General features: G+C 38.0%; 26 protein-coding genes and 1 pseudogene. All 27 read left to right on the plus strand.

Annotated features, from left to right (window positions below):
* Nucleotides 1-8: 8 nt before the first annotated feature.
* The 27 genes and pseudogenes from K3T81_RS06745 (at nucleotide 9) to K3T81_RS06875 (ending at nucleotide 22,551) form a co-directional block, all read left to right on the plus strand.
* The gene (locus K3T81_RS06745; RefSeq protein ID WP_106896819.1) at nucleotides 9-1,049 is read left to right on the plus strand and encodes an NAD(P)H-dependent glycerol-3-phosphate dehydrogenase; all 1,041 of its coding nucleotides are present in this window, start codon (nucleotides 9-11) and stop codon (nucleotides 1,047-1,049) included.
* Between the two features lie 59 nt (nucleotides 1,050-1,108).
* A complete protein-coding gene (locus K3T81_RS06750; RefSeq protein ID WP_036572804.1) occupies nucleotides 1,109-1,369 on the plus strand; it encodes a stage VI sporulation protein F in 261 nt (86 codons plus the stop codon).
* Between the two features lie 315 nt (nucleotides 1,370-1,684).
* Nucleotides 1,685-1,882 carry a DUF2768 domain-containing protein gene (locus K3T81_RS06755; protein ID WP_106896818.1) on the plus strand — a complete coding sequence of 66 codons (198 nt, stop codon included), beginning with the start codon at nucleotides 1,685-1,687 and terminating at the stop codon, nucleotides 1,880-1,882.
* Nucleotides 1,883-1,900: 18 nt separating this feature from the next.
* Entirely contained in the window at nucleotides 1,901-2,626 is a 726-nt protein-coding gene (locus tag K3T81_RS06760; RefSeq protein ID WP_106896817.1) for a hypothetical protein, read from the plus strand.
* Between the two features lie 202 nt (nucleotides 2,627-2,828).
* Nucleotides 2,829-4,307 carry a stage IV sporulation protein A gene (gene spoIVA, locus K3T81_RS06765; RefSeq protein ID WP_106896816.1) on the plus strand — a complete coding sequence of 493 codons (1,479 nt, stop codon included), beginning with the start codon at nucleotides 2,829-2,831 and terminating at the stop codon, nucleotides 4,305-4,307.
* Between the two features lie 418 nt (nucleotides 4,308-4,725).
* Nucleotides 4,726-4,998, plus strand: coding sequence for an HU family DNA-binding protein (locus K3T81_RS06770; protein ID WP_036572809.1), 273 nt, complete (start codon nucleotides 4,726-4,728; stop codon nucleotides 4,996-4,998).
* Between the two features lie 273 nt (nucleotides 4,999-5,271).
* Nucleotides 5,272-5,496, plus strand: coding sequence for a trp RNA-binding attenuation protein MtrB (mtrB, locus tag K3T81_RS06775; RefSeq protein ID WP_036572810.1), 225 nt, complete (start codon nucleotides 5,272-5,274; stop codon nucleotides 5,494-5,496).
* A 102-nt stretch (nucleotides 5,497-5,598) separates the two neighbouring features.
* Nucleotides 5,599-6,381, plus strand: a complete 783-nt coding sequence (locus tag K3T81_RS06780; RefSeq protein WP_238018970.1) for a heptaprenyl diphosphate synthase component 1 — start codon at nucleotides 5,599-5,601, stop codon at nucleotides 6,379-6,381.
* A 4-nt stretch (nucleotides 6,382-6,385) separates the two neighbouring features.
* Nucleotides 6,386-7,093, plus strand: coding sequence for a demethylmenaquinone methyltransferase (gene menG, locus K3T81_RS06785; RefSeq protein ID WP_238018972.1), 708 nt, complete (start codon nucleotides 6,386-6,388; stop codon nucleotides 7,091-7,093).
* 59 nt (nucleotides 7,094-7,152) lie between these two features.
* Nucleotides 7,153-8,124, plus strand: a complete 972-nt coding sequence (hepT, locus tag K3T81_RS06790) for a heptaprenyl diphosphate synthase component II (RefSeq protein WP_238018974.1) — start codon at nucleotides 7,153-7,155, stop codon at nucleotides 8,122-8,124.
* 83 nt (nucleotides 8,125-8,207) lie between these two features.
* Nucleotides 8,208-8,654, plus strand: coding sequence for a nucleoside-diphosphate kinase (ndk, locus tag K3T81_RS06795; protein ID WP_238018976.1), 447 nt, complete (start codon nucleotides 8,208-8,210; stop codon nucleotides 8,652-8,654).
* Between the two features lie 79 nt (nucleotides 8,655-8,733).
* The gene (locus tag K3T81_RS06800; protein ID WP_238018978.1) at nucleotides 8,734-9,507 is read left to right on the plus strand and encodes a CheR family methyltransferase; all 774 of its coding nucleotides are present in this window, start codon (nucleotides 8,734-8,736) and stop codon (nucleotides 9,505-9,507) included.
* Between the two features lie 102 nt (nucleotides 9,508-9,609).
* Nucleotides 9,610-10,779, plus strand: a complete 1,170-nt coding sequence (gene aroC / locus K3T81_RS06805) for a chorismate synthase (RefSeq protein ID WP_106896809.1) — start codon at nucleotides 9,610-9,612, stop codon at nucleotides 10,777-10,779.
* A complete protein-coding gene (aroB, locus tag K3T81_RS06810; protein WP_238018980.1) occupies nucleotides 10,779-11,855 on the plus strand; it encodes a 3-dehydroquinate synthase in 1,077 nt (358 codons plus the stop codon). The genes aroC and aroB overlap by 1 nt, the downstream gene beginning before the upstream one ends.
* Nucleotides 11,852-12,226, plus strand: a complete 375-nt coding sequence (gene aroH / locus K3T81_RS06815; RefSeq protein ID WP_036572818.1) for a chorismate mutase — start codon at nucleotides 11,852-11,854, stop codon at nucleotides 12,224-12,226. The genes aroB and aroH overlap by 4 nt, the downstream gene beginning before the upstream one ends.
* Nucleotides 12,227-12,229: 3 nt before the next feature.
* Nucleotides 12,230-13,336 (plus strand): histidinol-phosphate transaminase, encoded by a 1,107-nt coding sequence (gene hisC, locus K3T81_RS06820; RefSeq protein ID WP_106896807.1) that lies wholly within the window; start codon nucleotides 12,230-12,232, stop codon nucleotides 13,334-13,336.
* Nucleotides 13,333-14,433: a prephenate dehydrogenase gene (locus K3T81_RS06825; RefSeq protein ID WP_238018982.1), complete on the plus strand. Its 1,101-nt coding sequence runs from the start codon at nucleotides 13,333-13,335 to the stop codon at nucleotides 14,431-14,433. Before hisC ends, K3T81_RS06825 begins: the two co-directional genes overlap by 4 nt.
* A gap of 30 nt (nucleotides 14,434-14,463) precedes the next feature.
* Nucleotides 14,464-15,747, plus strand: a complete 1,284-nt coding sequence (aroA, locus tag K3T81_RS06830; protein WP_238018984.1) for a 3-phosphoshikimate 1-carboxyvinyltransferase — start codon at nucleotides 14,464-14,466, stop codon at nucleotides 15,745-15,747.
* A gap of 227 nt (nucleotides 15,748-15,974) precedes the next feature.
* On the plus strand, nucleotides 15,975-17,243 hold the full coding sequence (locus tag K3T81_RS06835) for a tetratricopeptide repeat protein (RefSeq protein WP_238018986.1): 1,269 nt from the start codon (nucleotides 15,975-15,977) through the stop codon (nucleotides 17,241-17,243).
* Between the two features lie 36 nt (nucleotides 17,244-17,279).
* Entirely contained in the window at nucleotides 17,280-17,855 is a 576-nt protein-coding gene (locus K3T81_RS06840) for a ReoY family proteolytic degradation factor (protein ID WP_106896803.1), read from the plus strand.
* A 221-nt stretch (nucleotides 17,856-18,076) separates the two neighbouring features.
* The gene (locus K3T81_RS06845; RefSeq protein WP_106896802.1) at nucleotides 18,077-18,538 is read left to right on the plus strand and encodes a YpiF family protein; all 462 of its coding nucleotides are present in this window, start codon (nucleotides 18,077-18,079) and stop codon (nucleotides 18,536-18,538) included.
* 158 nt (nucleotides 18,539-18,696) lie between these two features.
* A complete protein-coding gene (locus K3T81_RS06850) occupies nucleotides 18,697-19,209 on the plus strand; it encodes a QcrA and Rieske domain-containing protein (protein WP_106896801.1) in 513 nt (170 codons plus the stop codon).
* A 6-nt stretch (nucleotides 19,210-19,215) separates the two neighbouring features.
* Nucleotides 19,216-19,890 carry a menaquinol-cytochrome c reductase cytochrome b subunit gene (qcrB, locus tag K3T81_RS06855; RefSeq protein WP_106896800.1) on the plus strand — a complete coding sequence of 225 codons (675 nt, stop codon included), beginning with the start codon at nucleotides 19,216-19,218 and terminating at the stop codon, nucleotides 19,888-19,890.
* A 15-nt stretch (nucleotides 19,891-19,905) separates the two neighbouring features.
* Nucleotides 19,906-20,682 carry a menaquinol-cytochrome c reductase cytochrome b/c subunit gene (locus tag K3T81_RS06860; RefSeq protein ID WP_106896799.1) on the plus strand — a complete coding sequence of 259 codons (777 nt, stop codon included), beginning with the start codon at nucleotides 19,906-19,908 and terminating at the stop codon, nucleotides 20,680-20,682.
* A gap of 210 nt (nucleotides 20,683-20,892) precedes the next feature.
* The gene (gene lhaT, locus K3T81_RS06865) at nucleotides 20,893-21,474 is read left to right on the plus strand and encodes a lipoprotein heptaprenylglyceryl N-acetyltransferase LhaT (protein WP_238018987.1); all 582 of its coding nucleotides are present in this window, start codon (nucleotides 20,893-20,895) and stop codon (nucleotides 21,472-21,474) included.
* A 208-nt stretch (nucleotides 21,475-21,682) separates the two neighbouring features.
* Nucleotides 21,683-21,802, plus strand: a pseudogene (locus K3T81_RS19640) (sporulation protein YpjB); the annotation flags it as partial.
* Nucleotides 21,803-21,864: 62 nt separating this feature from the next.
* Nucleotides 21,865-22,551, plus strand: a complete 687-nt coding sequence (locus K3T81_RS06875; RefSeq protein WP_036572838.1) for a zinc metallopeptidase — start codon at nucleotides 21,865-21,867, stop codon at nucleotides 22,549-22,551.
* Nucleotides 22,552-22,578: the final 27 nt, after the last annotated feature.

Consider the following 22,578-nt stretch of genomic DNA (forward strand, 5'->3'; position numbering starts at 1 on the left):
AAGGGCATATGGAGAAAGTAGCAGTTATTGGAGCAGGGAGCTGGGGAACAGCCTTAAGTATTGTCCTTGCTGATAATGATCATGAAGTACGATTATGGACACACCGTATTGAGCAAGCTGAAGCAATAAATAACCTGCATCGTAATGAAAAGTATCTCAAGAATGTAGAGATACCTAAACAAATTAGAGCATATCACGATCTAAGCGAAGCAGTGGATGGAGTATCGGCAGTAATTGTAGTGGTTCCTACCAAAGCAATTCGCGATGTTTGTAAGCAGCTGCAAGCTGTCTTAAAACAAAAAGTTACCATCATCCATGCAACTAAAGGGATAGAACCTGTAACACTTAAACGCGTTTCACAGCTAATAGCTGAAGAAATGGAACAATACACGGAAGAAGAAATTGTTGTACTATCTGGACCTAGTCATGCTGAAGAAGTAGCATTAAGGCAACCAACTACGGTAACAGTGTCTTCAAAGGATGCCAAAAATGCCTCATACGCGCAAGATTTATTTATCAATGATGCGTTTCGTGTATATACGAGCCCAGATATACTTGGAATTGAACTAGGTGGCGCTTTAAAAAATATTATCGCGCTTGGAGCAGGGATTTCAGATGGCCTTGGTTATGGAGATAATGCTAAAGCTGCTCTCATAACGAGAGGATTAGCTGAAATTGCCAGACTAGGAACTTCCCTTGGTGCAAATCCATTAAGTTTCTTAGGTTTACCTGGAGTCGGCGACTTAATTGTGACTTGCACGAGTGTCCATAGTAGAAACTGGCGTGCCGGGAACCTATTGGGCAAAGGTTATAAGCTTGATGATGTTTTAGAACAAATGGGGATGGCCGTCGAAGGAGTTAGGACGGTTAAGGCTGCCTATCAATTTGCTGAAGAACAAGATGTGGAAATGCCAATTACAAAAGGCATATACCAAATTCTTTTTGAAGAAGAGAACCCTAAAAAGGTTGTCGAGCAACTGATGAGTAGAACGAAGCGAGAAGAAATGGACGACCTAGCTGCGCTCTTAAATGAGCGATATACCCAATAACACGGATTATACCTCCTTGCATATACTATGTTGAATAACACATGCAAGGAGGAGAATAGGTGAATAACTTTCAAAAAGGTCTGTTTGATAAGATACAGAAGAATGCAAATGTGAAGCCAGAGGATGTATATAAAGTTGCTGATTCTGTGAAGAATGCTGATTTTTCCAATGAGCAAACGGTGAGACAACTGGTTCGTCATTTGGCCAAGTTAGCTAATAAATCTATACCAAAAGAAAAAGAAGACAAAATAGTTGAGTCTATTACAAAGAACAATGTTCCAATGGATATGCAATCATTAAACAAACTTTTTAAAAAGTAGTAGGAGTATAGGCAATTGAGGATACCGTAATGCTTCCAGCTGCATACACTAAATCGCACAAGCATTCACAATAGAGCTGTAGCGGACATTATTTAGTCATTCCGGGATAAGGCTAGCCCTCTTAATCCCGGTTTTTTCATTTTAAATTTTGTTCCTAAGTGTGCCCATAGACGAGTCATATCACCTTGGCTCACAATGGCGACACTTTACGCTTTTCTTTATAACAAACACAATTTTATGTTTGGTTTGATTACTCTATGGTATAATACTCCATGCATGAAATTGTTAAGAGAACGCATACAGGAGTGAAGAAAATTGTCTTTATCAATGCTTAAGATGTATATATCATTCGCTGGCATGATATTTTTATTTCTTGCTATAGGGCTCATTCTGCTAAGTCGCTATAAGCTTAAAGGAGTATTAGCCGTGATTGTGTCAATTCTTGCATACATATTTTTAATTTCAGGTGGACTTATTATCTTTTATATTGTATTCAGTGGACCAACAGGATAGTACATAGGGAGGATTAATATGAAACACAACTACATACTTGTTTTCACTATGGTTTGTATACTTGCCGTATTAAGCGGTTGCTTATATCCCCAAGGAGAACTTGCAAAGAACCAGCCCCCTAATGAAGCACAACTAAAGATGGTTCAGAGCGCGGTGGAGCAGTATAGAGAAACGAAGCAGGGTTTGGTTCCAATTAAAACAAAGGACAATGATACTCCTTTATTTCAAAAATACTTGGTTGATTTTTCCTTATTAAAGGAAAATAACATTCTACAAGAAATACCAGGTACTGCTTATGAAAATGGGGGACTTTACCAATATACATTGATTACTCCCGAGGAAGATCCTCGGGTAAAATTAATTGATTTACGCATTACAGAGCAAATTAGAAGTGTGAATGTCAAATTAGATATATATCGGAACGAACATATATATCCACCTTTTAAAAAGGAAATAGAAGAAGGTATATTTACAATTGATTATGAGAAATTAGGGTTTGAAAACCCACCACATGTTGTTAGTCCATACTCCCAAGAAAATCTTCCTATAATTATGGATGTAGATGGAAATCTTTATGTAGATTATCGTATTGATCTTCTTAATGCATTAGAGGACTATGAGCACACATACCAGGACGGGGATGACATACGCTTTCTGCTTGCAGAGAACACACCATTCGTCCCTGCGTACTCGTTACCCTATACTGTCCGTCAAGGAGAACCAGTATTTATGAATGACAAATAAATATCATAAACATGCCCTTGTAACATATATTGTTGCAAGGGTTTATTTGTATACCGCCATACATTTGGATGCGAAGGGAATGAGTAATAATACTTTTACACATATTTAAGTCATATTTTGATAGGACAACATCATAGACTTGTAATGTCAATTAATCGCAGTCTGTACGTAAACAAATGCAAGGAGATCGGGAGGGGATCTTTTGGAAAGAGTTGATATTTTTAAAGATATTTCAAAACGGACAAATGGAGATATTTACCTTGGTATAGTAGGTGCAGTCCGGACGGGAAAATCGACGTTTATTAAGAAATTCATGGAGCTGGTTGTACTTCCTAGCATTGAGGATGACACAGACCGTGCCCGTGCGCTTGACGAACTGCCACAAAGTGCTGCTGGAAAAACAATTATGACAACAGAGCCTAAATTTATTCCAAATCAAGCAGTATCCATTAATGTGGAAGAAGGATTAGATGTAAATGTAAGACTAGTTGATTGTGTAGGTTATGCTGTACAGGGCGCCAAAGGATATGAAGATGAGAATGGTCCAAGAATGATCAATACTCCGTGGTATGAAGAACCTATTCCATTTCATGATGCTGCAGAAATTGGAACAAGAAAAGTAATTCAGGAGCATTCGACTATAGGTGTTGTTGTTACAACAGATGGTTCAATTGGCGAAATACCAAGAAGTGATTATATCGATGCTGAAGCAAAAGTAGTGGATGAATTAAAAGAAGTGGGCAAACCATTTATCATGGTTGTAAACTCGGTTAAGCCAACTAGCCAGGAAACAGAACTGCTTAGGCAGGATCTGGCAGAGAAGTATGATATACCAGTGCTAGCCATGAGTGTTGAATCTATGACAGAGCATGACGTATACAATGTCCTTAGAGAATCATTGTATGAGTTCCCAGTACTAGAGGTTAATGTAAACCTTCCAAGCTGGGTTATGGTATTAAACGAAAAACATTGGTTACGAAAAAATTACCAAGAAGCGATACAGGAAACAGTTAAAAACATAAAGCGTTTAAGAGATGTAGACCAAATAGTCGGTGAATTTAGGGACTATGAATATATTGATAAAGCTAACCTGGCGGGTATGGAGATGGGAGAAGGAGTAGCAGAGATTGATCTACATGCCCCTGACTATCTTTACGATAATATTCTCAAAGAAATTGTTGGAGAAGAGATTCGTGGAAAAGACCATTTACTTCAGTTAATGCAAGATTTTGCGCATGCGAAGAGAGAATTTGACCAAGTGTCCGGTGCTCTAAAAATGGTAAAACAGACTGGCTATGGTATTGCAGCGCCATCCCTTGAAGACATGATATTAGATGAACCAGAGATAATTCGTCAAGGGTCACGATTCGGCGTCCGTTTAAAGGCTGTTGCTCCATCCATTCATATGATTAAAGTAGAGGTTGAATCGGAGTTTGCGCCAATTATTGGTACAGAAAAGCAAAGCGAGGAGCTAGTTCGTTACCTAATGCAGGATTTTGAGGAAGACCCATTATCCATTTGGGAATCTGATATATTTGGCAGATCATTAAGTTCTATCGTGCGGGAAGGAATTCAAGCAAAAATTGCTCTCATGCCTGAGAATGCAAGATACAAATTAAAAGATACACTGGAAAGAATTATTAACGAAGGTTCTGGTGGATTAATAGCAATTATCCTTTAGCAGCTAATTTTAGCTGCTTTTTGTTTGTTTCTAAAAAGATAATTTGATTAGATAATTCATCATTTTTCACTCTGTTCAAGATATTTTCTCTGCAACGGCAGGAATTCTAATTTTCATGTCGTATATGTATAATAAGCTTTAAAGCCAGAGTTTCGCAGCAAATCAGACAAGTTATTAAAATAGATTAATTTGGTAAAAATTAGGAGTTTCTTTGGATATATTTTACTTTTTTTAAATAAAAACATAGAAATTCAGCACTAATTGTTGAATTTTGCAGCGAACTCGGTTAATATAAGCCTTGTCATCAAAAGAAAGTGATGGCTTTAAGTATAAAAACAGGCAGATTGGTAAACAAATGATGATAGTTTCTTTTTGTGAGCTAATCTCGATTGAAAAGATTTGGGAGGAGGTGAATGTCATGAACAAAACAGACTTAATTAATGCTGTAGCAGAAAAAAGCGATCTTTCTAAGAAAGATGCAACCAAAGCAGTTGATGCAGTTTTCGAATCTGTCATGGATTCACTAAAAGACGGTGAAAAAGTACAACTAATCGGATTCGGTAACTTTGAGGTACGTGAACGTTCAGCTCGTAAAGGGCGTAACCCACAAACTGGAGAAGAGATTGAAATCCCTGCAAGTAAAGTTCCTGCTTTCAAACCAGGAAAAGCCCTTAAAGATAGTGTAAAATAATTTTACATAGGGCTAAGGGAGAGGATACGCTTAGGCGTATCCTTTTTTTCTTTCACATTAGGAAAGTATAAAATTTTAGCTAGGAAGCAATTACGATGCAGTAAAAATTTTGATGTTCCAAGTATAAGAAAAACGTATACATTCGCTATAAGACGAGCGAATGGGAGTTTTTCTAAAATTTATCTTTCTATACTTAATAGCTAGTACCTGGATGTTTGACATTACAGGATAGATGGTAGATTATTTTAATGAGAATGCTAAGGAGGAATAAATATGGATGATTCAACAGCTAAATCAGACTTTTTCGTTATAAAGGCTTTGGAAGATGGTGTCAGCGTGATTGGATTGACTAGAGGGACAGATACTAGATTCCATCATTCCGAAAAGCTTGATAGAAATGAAGTGATGATTGCCCAGTTTACGGAGCATACTTCTGCGGTAAAAGTTAGAGGCAAGGCAATCATACAAACTAGCCATGGCGAGATTGAAAATACATAATGATAAGGCTTTGTCGGACTGTTTGATTATCGGTATCACTTAATTTATGCTATAATAACGAAAGCGTTAGTGAAACAATGAAAGGGCTATGGTGATATTTTGATGACTGCAAGATTGGACATTTACCACCTAAAAGAGCTAATCCGCGAAAAAATGAGACATGCTTACTTATATAAACATATTGAGAAGCCTATATTAGATCAAGGTAAGCTTATCCTTTTAACTGAGATAATAGATGAGACATCCTTGTCTACTTCACAAAAAGAAAGCTACATTATTACAGCTATGCTCGTTCAGGTGGCTCTTGATACGCATGAAAAGGTTCCTGCGACTAGTAAGGTGGATGAAGACAAAGGAAAAAAAGTAGCTGGACAGCTAAATGTATTAGCTGGAGATTATTACAGTGGCCTTTATTATTTACTCTTATCCGAGATGAAAGAAATAGATCTTATACATAAATTGGCAAATGCCATTAAAGAAATAAACGAAAATAAAATGAAATTGTACTATAATGAGGCATCTACTTTTGAAGATTACCTCAACATTTTAACGAACATAGAATCATTACTTATTACAAGTGTTGCAAACTATGTTGATAACAATGCCTACGAAAGTATTTACAGGGAATGGATTTTAACGAACCGTTTACTGCGAGAGAAGCAGAACTATTTACAACATGGTAATTCACTATTGATTGATGCAGGAATTCATTATACAGATAAAGGAAACAAGGAAGACGTTCTTGCTATAGTAAACGAGAAAATTGGTGGAAGCCTTCAAAAGCTTTCTCTTTTTATGGAAAACAATTCAAATAAGGAGACAATACTTGGACAAGCCATCCAAGAACTCCTAAAAGAAAACAGCACGTTAGCGGAAGAAGGATAGATACATGAAGCCACAACAATCTAAAGAAGAACGAGTACACCATGTATTCGAAAAGATTTATGGGAAATACGACAAAATGAATTCCATTATTTCCTTTCAGCGTCATAAATCGTGGCGAAAAGATGTCATGCGCCGAATGAATATGGCAGAAGGCTCACAAGTTCTTGACGTTTGCAGTGGAACAGGTGATTGGGCAATATCTTCAGCAGCTATTGTGGGCCCAAGTGGAAAGGTTATCGGACTAGACTTTAGTGAAAATATGTTATCTATTGCCAAAGAAAAGAAAGAAGATCTTCAATTAACCCAGCTTGAATTACTTCATGGGAATGCTATGGAGCTTCCTTTCGAGGATAATTCGTTTGATTATGTGACGATAGGCTTTGGCTTGCGCAATGTTCCTGATTATGTAACGGTGCTAAAAGAGATGTATAGGGTAGTTAAGCCAGGTGGGAAAGTAGTATGCTTAGAAACTTCTCAGCCGTCATTAGTAGGATTTCGCCAACTATACTATCTTTATTTCCGATTTATAATGCCATTGCTTGGTAGAATGATGGCAAAGAGCTATAAAGAATATGCCTGGTTGCATGAGTCAGCAAAGGACTTTCCGGATAAAGAAAAATTAGAACAATTATTTCACCAAGCAGGTTTTTCCCGTGTAGAAGTCAAAAGCTATACTGGTGGAGTAGCTGCCATGCATATGGGGCACAAATAAAGCAATCTTTTATGGATTAATAAATTTATACTTTTTAAGTGAAGTTAAAGGTGACACACATGAAGCTAGCAAGAATTTATAGTTTTTTAAAAAGAGATTTAGACATAATAGAGGAATCCCTTAATGAAGTATTTCAAGCAGAGCATCCTATACTGCATGCTGCCTCAACGGAGCTTCTTAAAGCAGGTGGTAAAAGGATAAGACCTGTTTTTGTGATACTATCAGGACAACTGGGAAGATATCAGCCAGACCGCGTCAAAACAGTTGCTGTATCGCTTGAACTCATTCATATGGCTACATTAGTCCACGATGATGTTATTGATGATGCATCGTTAAGAAGGGGTCAGCCAACTATCCGGGAACTTTATGGCAATAGGGTTGCTATGTATACAGGGGATTATATATTAGCTAGAGCACTTGAAGAAATAACCCAGATTGAAGATACTCCTGTTCATCAGCTTCTTTCACGAACAATCGTGGAAGTTTGTGTTGGAGAGATTGAACAAATAAAAGACAAATATAATTGGGACCAAGGACTTCGCGATTATTTGCGTCGTATTAAACGTAAGACGGCTCTGCTTATTGCTACAAGTTGTCAATTAGGGGCTTTGGTTTCTGATTTAACAGAAGCACAAGCTAACAATCTTTATAAATACGGCTATTATATTGGAATGTCCTACCAAATTATTGATGATATATTAGATTTCACCTCAACGGAAAAAGAATTGGGTAAGCCGTCAGGTAGTGATCTATTACAGGGAAATATAACATTGCCTGTACTATACGCAATGAAAGATAAAAAATTTGCTTCTGTTTTAAAAAGTGCAATCCAAGCCAACGATACTTTAGACGAAGAGCAGCTTGGTAATATTTTGTATGCTTTAAAAAATACCGATGCCATCGAGCAATCGTATCAACTTAGTGAACTATATCTGCAAAAAGCCTTAAAAGCTTTGGAAGAACTGCCGGAAGGGCGCGCAAAGCACACACTAGAAAACATTGCTAAATATATCGGGAAAAGACGCTCTTGATAAATCTATTGTTATTTTTCAAAAAATTTGATAGAATTTTTACGGTAGTCTATTAAGCCTATACATATTTGAGGGGTGAAAGCATGGAGAAAACTTTTTTAATGGTAAAACCCGATGGTGTACAGCGTAACTTAATTGGCGAGATCGTAAACCGTTTTGAGAGAAAAGGTTTTAAACTCGTTGGTGCAAAGCTAATGGTAATTTCAGAGGATCTAGCAAAGAATCATTATGCTGAGCATAAGGAAAGACCTTTCTTCGGGGAATTGGTTGAATTTATCACCTCTGGCCCTGTATTTGCAATGGTTTGGGAAGCGCAGGATGTTATCCCAACTGCAAGAGAAATGATGGGGAAAACGAACCCTCTTGAAGCAGCGCCAGGGACAATACGCGGTGACTTCGGTGTGACAGTTGGTAAAAATGTTATTCATGGTTCTGATTCACCAGAAAGCGCTGAAAGAGAAATCGCGTTGTTCTTCAATGAAAGCGAAACCACTACTTACGAAAAACAGGATAGTGCTTGGATTTATTAAGCAGTTTAGCAAAAGCCTCCGTTTTAAATGCGGAGGTTTTTCATTTATAAAAAATTAAGCTAGCGAAAGAGGAATGAACATGATTGACGAATACGTTGGATTTACCGCAAATATAAAATCGAAACTTGGGATTGACCTTAATTTATATAAAGAGGCACAAATGAAAAGAAGACTTACCTCTTTACGAAATAAAAGAGGCTACTCTAATTTCAAATCATATTTCGAAGCATTAAATCAAGAAGATTCATTATTAAGTGAGTTCATAGATAGAATTACAATTAATGTATCTGAATTTTATCGCAATCCAAAGCGTTGGTTAGTATTAGAAAAGGAAATTTTCCCATTGTTGCTAAAAAACACACCTAAGTTATCTATTTGGAGTGCTGCGTGCTCTACAGGTGAGGAACCTTATAGTCTAGCAATTCTTTTAAATGAATATTTTCCCGAGACAAATTTTCAAATAACCGCAACTGATATTGATCAAAACGCCTTAGAAAAAGCGAAGCAGGGAATTTACAGTGAGCAGTCCTTAAAAGAATTACCTGCTAAACTAAAAGAAAAATATTTTAGTGAACATCATGGCCTTTATACGGTAAAACCTATTCTTAAAGAAAAGATCATATTTAAGCAGCACAATTTACTAGCTGATAGTTATCCCAAAAACATGGACCTGATCGTATGTAGAAATGTCCTAATTTATTTTACTGACACTGCAAAGGAAACCATTTATCATAATTTCAGCGCATCACTTAAAAATGGAGGATTTCTGTTTGTCGGTAGCACGGAACAGATTTTTAGTCCAGCTACCTACAAGATGAGTTTAAAGGATACTTTCTTCTATGAGAAACGATAAGATGGACTGTTTTATACATAAATTGAGCATTTCATGATTTTTTTTACCACAATTCTGTAAGATATGTTATAGTAGTTAGAAAAATCTTAAAGGAGTATGAATATGCGCTATTTAACTGCAGGAGAATCCCACGGAAAACAATTAACTACCATTATTGAAAACGTCCCGGCTGGAATGCCATTACAGAAAGAAAACATTAATGAATCCTTACTACGTAGACAGAAAGGACATGGGCGTGGTAAAAGAATGCAGATTGAAAAAGATCTTGTGGAAATTACGAGCGGAGTTAGACATGGCTACACTTTAGGATCACCGCTATCTCTCGTTATACATAATGATGATTTTAAACACTGGGTAGATATTATGGGTGATGACCCAATTGATGAAGATACAAAAATCAGAAGAGTCATAACAAGGCCAAGACCAGGTCATGCAGATTTAAACGGTGCTTTAAAATATGGACATCGCGACATTCGTAATGTATTGGAAAGATCGTCTGCACGTGAAACTGCTGCTAGGGTGGCAGCCGGAGCTGTAGCAAAAACATTACTTAGACAACTAGGTATAGAGGTAGCTTCCTATGTTAGGGAGATTGCAGGAATTGAAGCAGAGGAAAAGCCAGAATTAACTATGCAGGAAAGACAAAATACTGCTGAAGAATCCCCAGTTAGGGTTCTAGATAAAGAAGTAGAACAGCCTATGATGGATGCAATTGATCAGGCAAAGAAAGAAGGAGACTCGATCGGTGGCGTGGTAGAAGTCTACGTAGAAGGAATGCCTGCTGGTGTGGGTTCCTATGTACATTTTGATAGAAAGCTTGATAGCCGGATTGCAGGCGCTGTTGTCAGTATTAATGCATTTAAAGGAGTGGAGTTTGGCTTAGGATTTGAAGCAGCCCGCCGAAATGGCAGTAAGGTACATGACGAGATAGCCTGGGACGAAACTTCTGGATATTACCGTAAAACTAACCGTCTAGGAGGCTTTGAAGGTGGGATGACTACAGGAATGCCGCTTGTGATAAAAGGGGTTATGAAACCAATCCCAACTCTTATGAAAAAGCCTCTTCAAAGTGTTGATATTGAGTCAAAAGAGCCTTTCAAAGCAACGGTAGAGCGATCAGATGCTTGTGCGGTGCCCGCAGCTGCTGTGGTTATGGAACACGTTGTAGCGTTTGAATTAGCTAATGCTTTAACAGAACAATTTACCAGTGATCAATTTTCTCAACTGAAAAAGGCAGTGGAGGAATATAGAGATGAAATCAGGTGTTTTTAATGGAGGAAATCGTAATCAAATCAAGTATGCACGATTACACCATTATTATGGGAGAAGGAATACGATCCCAGCTCAGTAAATTTCTTAGCAAAGACTATTCTTCCATCTTAATTGTGACAGATGAAAATGTTGGTGAATTATTCTTAGAAGATGTTTTAGCAGGATTAGATAGCGAACACATTTTTCACACAAGTATTAACGCTGGAGAACAATCGAAAGACATTGCGACATTCTATAAGTTGCAAACCGTTGCTTTAGAATGCGGATTAGATAGAAATTCTTTAATAGTAGCGCTTGGAGGTGGAGTAGTAGGCGATTTAGCAGGGTTTGTTGCGGCCACCTTTATGCGTGGTGTCGATTATATACAGATGCCAACAACAATTCTAGCACATGATAGTAGTGTTGGAGGTAAGGTTGCCATTAACCATGAATACGGAAAAAATCTCATCGGCAGCTTTTATCCTCCTACAGCAGTCATATATGACGTGGAAACATTATCTACACTTCCTACAAAAGAAGTTCGTTCAGGATACGCAGAGTTAGTCAAAGAAGCCTTGATTACGGATCAGGTTACTTTAGCCAATGTTTTAAATGCAGATTTAAATAATCTCATTCCTAGCAAACTCAGCATTGATTTAAAAGCAGGAATTTTGAAGAAAGCAGCTATTGTGCAACAGGACGAGAAAGAAGCTGGAGTTCGTAAATATCTAAATCTCGGTCATACACTTGGGCACGCCCTGGAGTCTTATCATGGATACGGTAAGTTAACTCATGGTGAGGCGGTTGCAATCGGTACATTATTCTCACTACATATTAGTGAGGACCTTTTTAATACGAATCTTCCATATAAGGAAATATACGATTGGATGAAGGTAAATGACTATCCACTTCATATAAAGTTACTTTCCGATACAGAAGCATTAATTAAAAAAATGAAAGCAGACAAAAAGACAGTAGATAACAATATACAAATGGTACTCCTAGAGACTACAGGAAAACCTGTGAATAGAATTGTTTCTGACGAAGCATTACAAAACTATTTACATTCATTTTCAAAAAGGTTGGTGGAAGTATGACACGTGGTATAAGAGGGGCAACGACTGTAGTTCAAAATGAAGCAACTACCATAATAGAAGAAACACGTAGACTTATAGAAGAAATGGTTACAGCTAATAACATTGCACCAGAAGATATTTCCCATGTGTTTATCTCTGTTACACAAGATTTAAATGCAACATTTCCAGCCAAAGGTTTGCGTGAATTGCCAGGTTACACGTATGTTCCTGTAATGTGTATGTCAGAAATAGACGTGCCAGGTAGTCTGACAAACTGTATCCGAGTTATGATGGTCGCCAATATAAAAACTGACCAGTCTAGAATTAACCACATCTTTCACAATGAAGCAATAAAGCTACGTCCTGATTTAACAGAGAAAGGCGGTTTGTGATTCATGCGTGGGAAAAAGATTCTAGATAAATTGACACCATACCAACAAGGAAAACAAATGAAAGAAATTAAGGAAGCTTATGGTTTAGAGAGAATCGTTAAGCTTTCCTCTAATGAGAACCCATATGGTTATTCTTCGACAATAAAAGCATATTTTAAAGAAAACCCGATCGATTTTAACATTTATCCAGATGGTTATTCTACTGAGCTCCGAAAAGCGATAGCAGAAAAATGTGAAGTAGAAGAAGATCAAATTATATTCGGGAGCGGATCTGAAGAGATTGTTCAAATGTTGAGCAGGGCTTTTTTATATTCAGGTGCTAATGTGATCATGCCTACACCATCCTTTCCTCAATATAAACATAATGCCTTAATTGAAGGAGCAGACATTAAGGAAGTCCCTACAGTTGATGGGCATCATGATCTTGATTCTATGCTTAAAGCGATTGATGATCAAACGAATGTTATGTGGCTTTGTTCTCCTAACAACCCTACTGGTAGCGTTATTGAAAAAGAGTTACTATATGACTTTCTTGATATATGCCCACAGCATGTCGTAGTAGCATTAGATGAAGCGTATTATGAGTACATGGAAGAAGAGGAAGACCCTCAAGCAATAAAATTACTATCACGCTATCCCAATTTGATCATCTTACGGACATTTTCCAAAGCTTACGGCCTCGCGGGCTTGCGTATTGGATATGGACTTGCTAATCCAGAGCTAATTCGAAAGTTGGATGTGATTCGTGGCCCATTTAACACCACATCTATTGCTCAAAAAGCGGCCCAAATGGCAATAGAAGATGAGATATTTATGAAAGAAACTTATTCGAAGAATCTTTCAGTCAGGAAGTCCTTTGAAGCTTTTCTTGATGATCTCGGTTGGGGATATATTCCATCACAAACTAATTTCCTTCTCGTTTCTACCCCAGTTAGTGGGATGGAAGTCTTCCAACATCTAATTGAGAGAGGCTATATTGTCCGTCCTGGAGAACTTCTAGGTTGTCCACAAACAATTAGAATGACACTGGGTACAGAGGAGGACATGGAAACATTAAAAAATGTTCTTAGAAATTATAACGAACAATTAAAGAAGGAGCTTTCATTGTGAAACAAGTAATCGTAGTGGCCGGCCTTGGCCTAATCGGTGGATCCATTGCGAAGAGTGTGGTTCGTGATAATGGTCTTTATGTAATCGGTTATGATACAAACAACGAAACACTCCAGTTTGCTTTAGAAATGGGTATGATTCATGAAGCTGCTACTGACTTGATGACAGTCGCTAAAAGAGCTGACTATATCATTCTAGCAGCTCCAATTTCTGAGACAATTAGATTAATGGAGCAGCTTGATAATGTAAGTTTTGAGAAAGACATTATCATCACAGATGTGTCCTCTGTAAAAAGGCCAGTAATGGAGGCTGCTGAGAATTTAGTAAATCCCCACCTATACTTTATTGGCGGACATCCCATGGCAGGGTCGCACAAAAAAGGGGTACAGGCAGCAAAGGCCCATTTATTTGAAAATGCTATATATGTTCTCGTTTCGGGAAGTACTGTACATACGAATCAAGTTAAACAACTAAAAGAAATCCTTTCAGCAACAAATTGTAAATTTATTGAATTAAATGCAACGGAACATGACGAAATGACGGGGGTTGTGTCACATTTCCCTCACCTCATTGCCTCTTCCCTTGTTCACCAGGCTAGAAAGTGGGAAGAGACACATCAGTATTTACCAAATCTTGCAGCAGGGGGGTTCCGTGATATTACACGTATTGCCTCAAGTAACCCAGTCCTTTGGCAAGATATTTTTCATCATAATCGAGAAAAAATGGTCCAATTATTAGATGAGTGGATTAAAGAAATGTCCTTTCTTAAGCAACTTGTGGAGCAAAAAGATAGAAAGACAATGATCTCCTATTTAGAGGAAGCTCAAGTATACCGAGACGGACTTGGTAAAAAAGAAAAAGGTGCCATTCCTTCTTACTATGATCTCTATGTCGACATCCGTGACCAAACAGGTGCTATTGCTAGTGTTACGCAGTTGCTAGCAGAGCATTCAATTAGTATTAATAATATTCAAATCCTTGAAATTAGAGAAGGGATCACGGGAGCATTACGTTTATCTTTTTCTTCCCAAACTTTTTTGGGCCATGCAAGCCAATTATTACGTGATCATGGTTATGAAACAATGGTAGAAAAATAATTAGTATCATATAAAGGAGGAAGGGCTTTAATGGAAAAGCGATTGAAATCTGTTAATCATTCTCTAGATGGAGAAATAGAAGTTCCTGGAGATAAGTCGATCTCTCACCGCGCTGTAATGTTCGGTTCTATGGCACACGGCGTTACACATGTGCGCCACTTCCTTGATGGGGAAGATTGCATGCGGACTGTAAAAGCCTTCCAAGCGATGGGTGTTGCGATAAGTAAAAGAGGAGACGAACTCAGAATAGATGGCAGGGGAATAACAAACCTAAAGGAACCTACAGAACAACTTGATTTCGGAAATTCGGGCACAACCGCTAGATTAATGCTTGGGGTACTTGCTGGAATGAAGTTCAACTCAACGGTATATGGCGATGCTTCTTTAACCAAAAGACCTATGGATCGGGTTGTGAACCCTCTAAAAAAAATGGGCGCAAAAATTGATGGGGCGGATTCTGGCAGTTATTTACCATTAACTATTACGGGTCAGTCATTGATTGGAATTGATTACAGTTTGCCCGTTAAAAGTGCACAAGTGAAGTCAGCGGTATTGCTGGCAGGTCTCCAGGCAAAAGGAGAAACTATAGTTAGAGAGTCTAATCTAACCAGAAATCATACAGAAACGATGTTACAGGCTTTCGGTGCCTCCATCATAACAGAAGGACTAAAAACTACTGTTACAAACGAAAAAACACTGAAGGGTACAGACGTATATGTACCTGGTGATATTTCATCGGCTGCTTTTTTTATCGTTGCATCAGCTATCGTACCTGGTAGCAAATTGACATTGAAGCGTGTTGGATTAAACCATACACGAACAGGAATACTTGATGTGATCCAAAAGATGGGTGTACGAATAAATATCTTGAATGAGCAAATGTTAGGCGGAGAAAGCTTCGGAGATATTATTGTGGAAGCTGGAGAACTAAGAAGTGTAACGATAGAGGGAGATTTGATCCCTCGACTAATTGATGAAATTCCAGTGCTTGCTTTACTTGCCACCCAAGCTGAAGGAACGACTGTAATTAAAGATGCAGAGGAACTACGAGTAAAGGAAACGAATCGAATTACAGCTGTTACGAATGTATTAAATGGGTTAGGAGCTTCTATTGAAGCTACAGAAGACGGGATGCTTATTCACGGGAAAACCCAACTAAAAGGCGGGAAAGCTGCCTCCTATAACGATCATCGTATCGCCATGATGAGTGCAATTGCTTCATTGATTACAGAAGAAGATGTTATCATAGATGATATATCTTCTATAGCCATATCCTATCCAAACTTCTTTGATGATTTACAACGGATAAAATAAAAGTTAACATTATATTACAGTTCGTTGATTAATAGTAATCAACTAAAAGAATCTGCTTAAAGCGGATTCTTTTAGTTCCAAGAACATTTTTGATATAAAGGAAGTTCACATAGTTTATTTCTTCTCAATCTATAGGATCGGTATAGATTTTTATTCACCCAAATGATCTTCTATGTGCGGCAAGTTGGTTATAATGTAAAGGTACGGTAGGAAAGGAAGCGTAATCTATGGAAACAATTATGGAAGCTGTCCATTTAATGGAGGCAAAACAAACAGAAAAAGCAATACAGCTCTTGGAGGGGTACTTACCAACTGCGGACCCTGAAGAGAAGTATACAATAGCAGAACTTTATATGCAGTGGGGGTTTTTACAGGAAGCAAGCGAAATTTTAGATGAATTGCTTCAATTATACCCTGAAGAAAGTGAGTTAAAAATCACCTTAGCTGACATCTACATTGAATTGGAAAAAGATGAGTATGCAATTGAATTATTGAACGAGGTTAAAGAAGATGATGAAGCCTATGTTCAAGTGCTGATCCAGCTTGCGGATTTATATCAGGCCCAAGGGTTATTCGAAGTAGCTGAGCAAAAGCTGCTGAACGCCAAGCAGGTTGCTCCTAATGAACCTATTATTGATTTTGCGCTTGCAGAATTGCTATTCTCGATCGGAGAATACCGAGGTGCCACCACCTATTATGATAAGGTTGCAAGCATGGATATTAAAGAGCTTGCAAATGTGTCCATTGATGATAGGCGCGCGGAATCCCTTGCAGCGTCAGGTGAATACGAAAAAGCATTGGAGATTTACCAAGGCCAAGAGATGGAAAACTCAGATTCTCTTTTCAAATATGGCGTGACCGCAAATCAAGCAGATCGGAAAGACATTGCTATTAAGGCTTGGGAACGTGTGGTAGAAACAGATCCATATTACCATACAGTTTATCAAAAGCTTGCAGGCGCATATGAAGAAGAAGGCCTGGAAAAAGAAGCTTATGAAACAGCCATTAAAGGGTTAAAGAACGATGAATTCAACAAAGAACTATATTTTATGGCTGGTCAGTTAGCACATAAACTTGATAAAAATGATGAAAGTGAAAAGTGGATGCGGGAAGCTGTGGCAATAGACCCAGATTATAAGGAAGGGGTCCTATTTTTAATAGAACTATTAAAAAATAATGAGAATTTTAAAGGGATTATTGAGCTTGTTGGCGAAATTAAAAGTATAGGTGCGAGTGATCCTCTTTATGAATGGGAACTTGCCCGAGCTTATAATGAGGCAGAATTATATAAAGATGCATTAAACCATTATAAGGAAGCATATAATAGCCTTAATCAGGATAGTGACTTTATGAAGGAATATGGTTATTTTCTTACAGAGGAAGGGAGGGTCCAGGAGGCAATACCAGTATTGGAATCCTATATGGCACAACAACCCTTGGATGATGATGTGGAAGGATTTTTAAGTCGCTTAAAACAAGCGAATACTGAAGCGTAATGCAAGAACAGATAATTGAAGGGGGACTGAAAATATATGCAAACTCCTATTTCCATACAAGATAAAAAAGGGTTTCTTCAGTGGTTTCTTAACCATTATCAACTGAAAAAAAGAGAAAGTGTATGGATCTTAAATTATTTGGTCAATCATGATGAAATCCTGGCAAACGTCCACTTTGTTAGGGAAGCTAAATTTTGTCCGCGAGGTATTATTATGACGAGCCACTGTTCCGAAGAGACACCATTTAGATTCTATAAAAACCAATTGGTGACAACAGATGCTGAAAAATCGTTCCATGACATTCGACTTAACCATAATGAACCTTTATATTTACAATTAAATTTTAAGAAATCCTATCAAAACGCTGCTTATGTGGCGGTACTAGAAGAAAACCCCTACATTCCAGATGAATATTTTATAACAGAAAAGGATCAACAGATAGCTGAAGATCTACTAGAAAGATCAATTTACACATTTAAACGAAGCTATTTAACTCAGGAAATCGATCTGGCTCTAGATAAAATGGATCAGCAAAGGTTCCTTGACCTTTCCAATGAATTAAAGAAGCTAGAAGACTCGTTTTCCAAAAATCAACCTTTGCAGGAGCAATAGGTTGATTTTTTTTGATTGGTTAAGATAAAATTTATGTAGGCATTTCGCATTTATAGCTATATTAATGAATCATCACAACGAGTCACTTGTGACCTGAGAAAAGTGGATGGGTTACCGTAACTTTGATCCTCCTTTTTTATCGTATAATGAGGTTGAAACTTATAGACTTTAAATGTATTTAGCTACACATTGTAAAAACAAAGAGAGGATAGTGGATAATAATGAAGTGGAAAAAGAATGATATTATTCAATATATGGAGGCAAAAGACTTTATCGATAGTGTACTTATTCCATTGGTGCCTTTTCAGGTATCAGATGATAATACATTACCATCAAGCACCTTTCAAAGTGAGGTCATCCAAATTCTAGCAAATGAGATTGAAAAAGAGCTAACGGGGAGAGTATTGCTTACACCACCTTTACATTACCTAAAAAGCACCAACAAGGACACAGAAGTATCTCGTCTTAATCAGTGGGTTCAAGATGTAAAGCAGCAGCCTTTTGAACATGTTTTCTTTCTTACCTTTGATTCTGGTTGGAAGAAGGTAGAGAAAGAGTTGGATGGTACGCTTCTTTGGTTGCCTGGTAGTAAATCTGGAAACTTGCAATCAGCAGAAATGCGTGCGGTTATAAAAGACCAGGTAGACCAGTTAGGAGAATTGATCCGTTCCTATTGGGTATAATTAAAAATGTATGCATTTTCATTTATAACAGTTAATTTTGTTATTAGGCTGAATATTTATTGACCGGACAAGCAGTTTGCGCTATCATGGTAATGTCCTAGTAATATGATAATTAACTAATAATTGTCCCGTGATTAATGTAAAGAGGGGGGAAACAGATGAGTGAGAAAAAGCAACAAGTATCCCGTAGACAGTTTTTAAATTATACGCTTACAGGCGTTGGCGGATTTATGGCTGCTGGTATGCTAATGCCAATGGTTCGTATGGCTGTAGATCCTGTCCTTAAAGAGTCTGGACATGGTGGGTTGACCAATGTCAGTCTGGCTGTGGAGGATATCACAACAGAGCCACAACGAATTGATTGGAAAATTGATCAGGTGGATGGATGGTATGAGTCTGAGGTAAGTAGGTCTGCATGGGTATTTAAGGATGAAAATGATGAAATTCAGGCTTTTTCCCCGATATGTAAGCATCTAGGATGTGTCGTATCCTGGGAAGGTAATGAGTCCTATCCGAATGAATTCTTTTGTCCTTGCCATAATGGACGCTATTACAAGAGCGGTGAAAACGTTCCAGGTACACCACCATTAGCTCCACTAGATGTTTATGAACAAGAAGTTAGAGACGGAATGTTGTTTCTTGGCGATGCAGTTCCTAGAGAGGAGGCGTAATGATTTATGCTACAAAAAATTTATGATTGGATCGACGATCGTATAGATATTACGCCAATATGGCGGGATATTGCTGATCACGAGGTTCCAGAACATGTTAATCCAGCCCATCACTTCTCTGCATTTGTATATTGCTTTGGCGGTCTGACATTCTTTGTCGTAGTCATTCAAATCCTTTCTGGGATGTTTTTGACCATGTACTATGTTCCCGATATTGAGAATGCATGGAAGTCGGTATATTACTTGCAGACAGAAGTGGCGCATGGGCAAATTGTCCGTGGAATGCACCATTGGGGAGCTAGTGTTGTCATTGTCATGTTACTATTACATACATTGCGAGTGTTTTTCCAAGGGGCTTATAAAAAACCACGTGAGCTTAACTGGATTGTCGGAGTATTAATTTTCTTTATTATGCTTGGCCTTGGTTTCACAGGGTATTTATTACCTTGGGATAATAAAGCATTTTTTGCAACACAGGTTGGACTGGAGATAGCAGAACAGGTTCCATTTATTGGAACCCAGCTTAAAACATTACTATCTGGTGATCCATCCATTGTTGGTGCGCAAACATTAACTCGTTTCTTTGCAATCCATGTATTTTTCCTGCCAGCAGCTTTATTTGGATTGATGGCTGCTCACTTTATACTAATACGAAGACAAGGTATTTCAGGACCATTATAAAAAGGAGGGAAAGCTGTGCATAAGGGAAAAGGCATGAAATTTGTAGGGGATTCTCGTATTTCTGCTGAGAGAAAACCTAACGTACCAAAAGATTATTCTGAATATCCCGGAAGAACAGAAGCTTTCTGGCCCAACTTTTTATTAAAAGAATGGTTGGTTGGTGCTGTCTTCCTTGCTGGATTTTTAACATTGACATTGGCTCATCCTTCACCACTTGAAGGTGTAGCCGATCCGACGAATGCCGCCTATATACCATTACCGGATTGGTATTTCTTATTCTTATATGAATTACTGAAATATGAATTTGCTAGTGGTGATTGGACAATCTTGGGCATTCTTGTTTTACCTGGTATCGCCTTTGGAGGACTACTACTTGCGCCATTCCTTGATAATGGGCCTGGTAGAAGGCCACATCAGCGGCCAATTGCAGTTGGCATGATGATTTTAGGACTTGCATCTGTTATGTGGTTAACCTATGAGTCAGCTGCACATGTTGACTGGGAAAGCCGTGCAGAAGCAAATAAACCTATTCCCGCCTCTGATGTAGAAATTGATACAGAGGATCCTGGCTATGCTATTTATGAAAATAGTTGTCTACAATGCCATGGAGACGATTTACAAGGTGGGGGAGCTGCACCTGCTCTGATAGGGACAGAGCACTCAGCTGAAGAAATAGCTACCATTGCGGTTGAAGGGATTGGTTCTATGCCCCCCGAACAATTCCAAGGTAGTGATGAAGAATTACAACAGCTTGTAGATTTTATTGTTTCGGTTAATGAACAGGCTGAATAAAAATGACTAAAAGAAAACACCTTTGCCACGTAAACTGGTGAAGGTGTTTTTTTAGACGTTAGGGATACATAAAAATTAAATCGTGGAAACGATGACGACGCAGATTGAAATTTTGAAGTCCCTAATAAATAAAAACGTGCACATTCGCTAAAAGACAAGCGAACGTGGGTGATTCTAATCTATCTAATCCGGTAGAATAAAGGAGAAGCTATGGTTAACTACATATTACGTGATAAGCGCTTTTTAATTATATTGTTTATTATTAATTTATTAGGTACTATTTATGGCTATATATGGTACGAAAGCCAGCTTGCAATAACCCCTGACATCTTTCTTATTTTCGTCCCTGATAGCCCTACAGCGAGTCTGTTCTTTACTATTTTCCTCTTGTTTTTCATCTTTGGAAGAAATATTCCATATATAGAAGCACTCGGCATCATAACGCTATTTAAATATGGCGTATGGGCTGTGGTAATGAATCTTTTAACGTTAATTATAGATGGTTCGCTTTCAGCAGCCGGATATATGCTAATGGTTTCGCATGGCGCTATGGCCCTACAGGGATTGTTATACGCTCCATATTACAAAATAAAACTTCGCCATATTGCCGTTGCAGCGATCTGGACATTGCATAATGATGTCATTGATTATGTTTTTGGAATGATGCCAATTTACTCATCCTTAACTGATTATATGAATGAAATTGGTTACTTTACGTTTTGGTTAAGTATTCTTTCGATATTTATTGCTTACAAATATACAGTAAATAGAAATAACCGTATAAGCGCCTGAGTTGTTGTTATATATTGAGGTCTCTCGCCATATAGTAGATGTAGAAGATATATACGAGGTGATCTCTATGGCTAAGAAAAGAATTTGCTGGTTACTGTTCATCCTCATAGGGATTAAGATAACATTGCTGACAACTTCAACCCGCGTTCTGGCCTATACATCTAGCGCAGCAGCACAGCAAAATGGAATGAAAACTGATTTTACTTTATTGTTTTGGACCATCGGAATTGTAGGTGGTTGTATTGCCATTACATTAACTTATGTAAGCTGGAGAAAATATAAAGGGGAAGAAAAGAAGAAAAAGCAACAAGACAATATAATTGACTAAATCCTCATTTTTGACTAAAATTGACCTTAAGGAATCTATTTTAAAACATGGAGGAATGTAGAATGTTTGGCGGGTTAGGTGGGTATCTCATTTACATTGCGCTCATTATGATTATCCCGTTGTGGGCACAATCAAAAGTTAAAAGTACGTACAAAAAGTATTCAAATAAAGCAACTTCCTCTGGAATGACAGGTGCTCAAGTTGCTCGAAAAATATTAGATGATAATGGATTATACAATGTTTCGATTCAAGAGACCAAAGGAATGTTATCGGACCACTACGATCCTCGGAAGAAAGTCGTTCGCTTATCTTCAGGCAACTTCCATAATCCTTCAATGGCGGCCTCAGCAGTGGCTGCTCACGAGGTAGGACATGCTATCCAGGATGAACAAGGGTATGCATTTCTGAAATTTAGAAGTGCACTTGTACCTGTAGCCAGCCTTGGATCTAATATGTCGTTCTTTCTAATCCTAATAGGGATCTTCACTCAGATATCTCAACTATTTCTTTTAGGGATTATTTTTATGGCAGCAGCAGTATTATTCCAACTTGTAACATTGCCGGTTGAGTTTGATGCGTCCAATCGGGCTATGGGTCAACTTGTGTCGGCAGGAATTATTCGGAATAACGAAGAGCGCGAAACCAAAAAAGTATTAAATGCTGCGGCAATGACATATGTAGCCGCTGCACTTGTTGCTGTAGCCGAGCTTCTTCGCTTCATTCTAATGTATGCAGCATCAAGAGACTAACGATAGCTTAACACAACAATAAATATG

It is taken from the genome of Oceanobacillus jordanicus, assembly GCF_022095695.1.
In the GTDB taxonomy this organism is placed as follows: domain Bacteria; phylum Bacillota; class Bacilli; order Bacillales; family Amphibacillaceae; genus Oceanobacillus_B; species Oceanobacillus_B jordanicus.

Bases quoted from the DNA above. Each gene is read 5' to 3' on its own strand.
- K3T81_RS06745 (WP_106896819.1), top strand. From the start codon at position 9: ATGGAGAAAGTAGCAGTTATTGGAGCAGGGAGCTGGGGAACAGCCTTA.
- K3T81_RS06760 (WP_106896817.1), top strand. From the start codon at position 1,901: ATGAAACACAACTACATACTTGTTTTCACTATGGTTTGTATACTTGCC.
- K3T81_RS06770 (WP_036572809.1), top strand. From the start codon at position 4,726: ATGAACAAAACAGACTTAATTAATGCTGTAGCAGAAAAAAGCGATCTT.
- mtrB (WP_036572810.1), top strand. From the start codon at position 5,272: ATGGATGATTCAACAGCTAAATCAGACTTTTTCGTTATAAAGGCTTTG.
- K3T81_RS06780 (WP_238018970.1), top strand. From the start codon at position 5,599: ATGACTGCAAGATTGGACATTTACCACCTAAAAGAGCTAATCCGCGAA.
- menG (WP_238018972.1), top strand. From the start codon at position 6,386: ATGAAGCCACAACAATCTAAAGAAGAACGAGTACACCATGTATTCGAA.
- hepT (WP_238018974.1), top strand. From the start codon at position 7,153: ATGAAGCTAGCAAGAATTTATAGTTTTTTAAAAAGAGATTTAGACATA.
- ndk (WP_238018976.1), top strand. From the start codon at position 8,208: ATGGAGAAAACTTTTTTAATGGTAAAACCCGATGGTGTACAGCGTAAC.
- K3T81_RS06800 (WP_238018978.1), top strand. From the start codon at position 8,734: ATGATTGACGAATACGTTGGATTTACCGCAAATATAAAATCGAAACTT.
- aroC (WP_106896809.1), top strand. From the start codon at position 9,610: ATGCGCTATTTAACTGCAGGAGAATCCCACGGAAAACAATTAACTACC.
- aroB (WP_238018980.1), top strand. From the start codon at position 10,779: ATGGAGGAAATCGTAATCAAATCAAGTATGCACGATTACACCATTATT.
- aroH (WP_036572818.1), top strand. From the start codon at position 11,852: ATGACACGTGGTATAAGAGGGGCAACGACTGTAGTTCAAAATGAAGCA.
- hisC (WP_106896807.1), top strand. From the start codon at position 12,230: ATGCGTGGGAAAAAGATTCTAGATAAATTGACACCATACCAACAAGGA.
- aroA (WP_238018984.1), top strand. From the start codon at position 14,464: ATGGAAAAGCGATTGAAATCTGTTAATCATTCTCTAGATGGAGAAATA.
- K3T81_RS06835 (WP_238018986.1), top strand. From the start codon at position 15,975: ATGGAAACAATTATGGAAGCTGTCCATTTAATGGAGGCAAAACAAACA.
- K3T81_RS06840 (WP_106896803.1), top strand. From the start codon at position 17,280: ATGCAAACTCCTATTTCCATACAAGATAAAAAAGGGTTTCTTCAGTGG.
- K3T81_RS06845 (WP_106896802.1), top strand. From the start codon at position 18,077: ATGAAGTGGAAAAAGAATGATATTATTCAATATATGGAGGCAAAAGAC.
- K3T81_RS06850 (WP_106896801.1), top strand. From the start codon at position 18,697: ATGAGTGAGAAAAAGCAACAAGTATCCCGTAGACAGTTTTTAAATTAT.
- qcrB (WP_106896800.1), top strand. From the start codon at position 19,216: ATGCTACAAAAAATTTATGATTGGATCGACGATCGTATAGATATTACG.
- lhaT (WP_238018987.1), top strand. From the start codon at position 20,893: ATGGTTAACTACATATTACGTGATAAGCGCTTTTTAATTATATTGTTT.
- K3T81_RS06875 (WP_036572838.1), top strand. From the start codon at position 21,865: ATGTTTGGCGGGTTAGGTGGGTATCTCATTTACATTGCGCTCATTATG.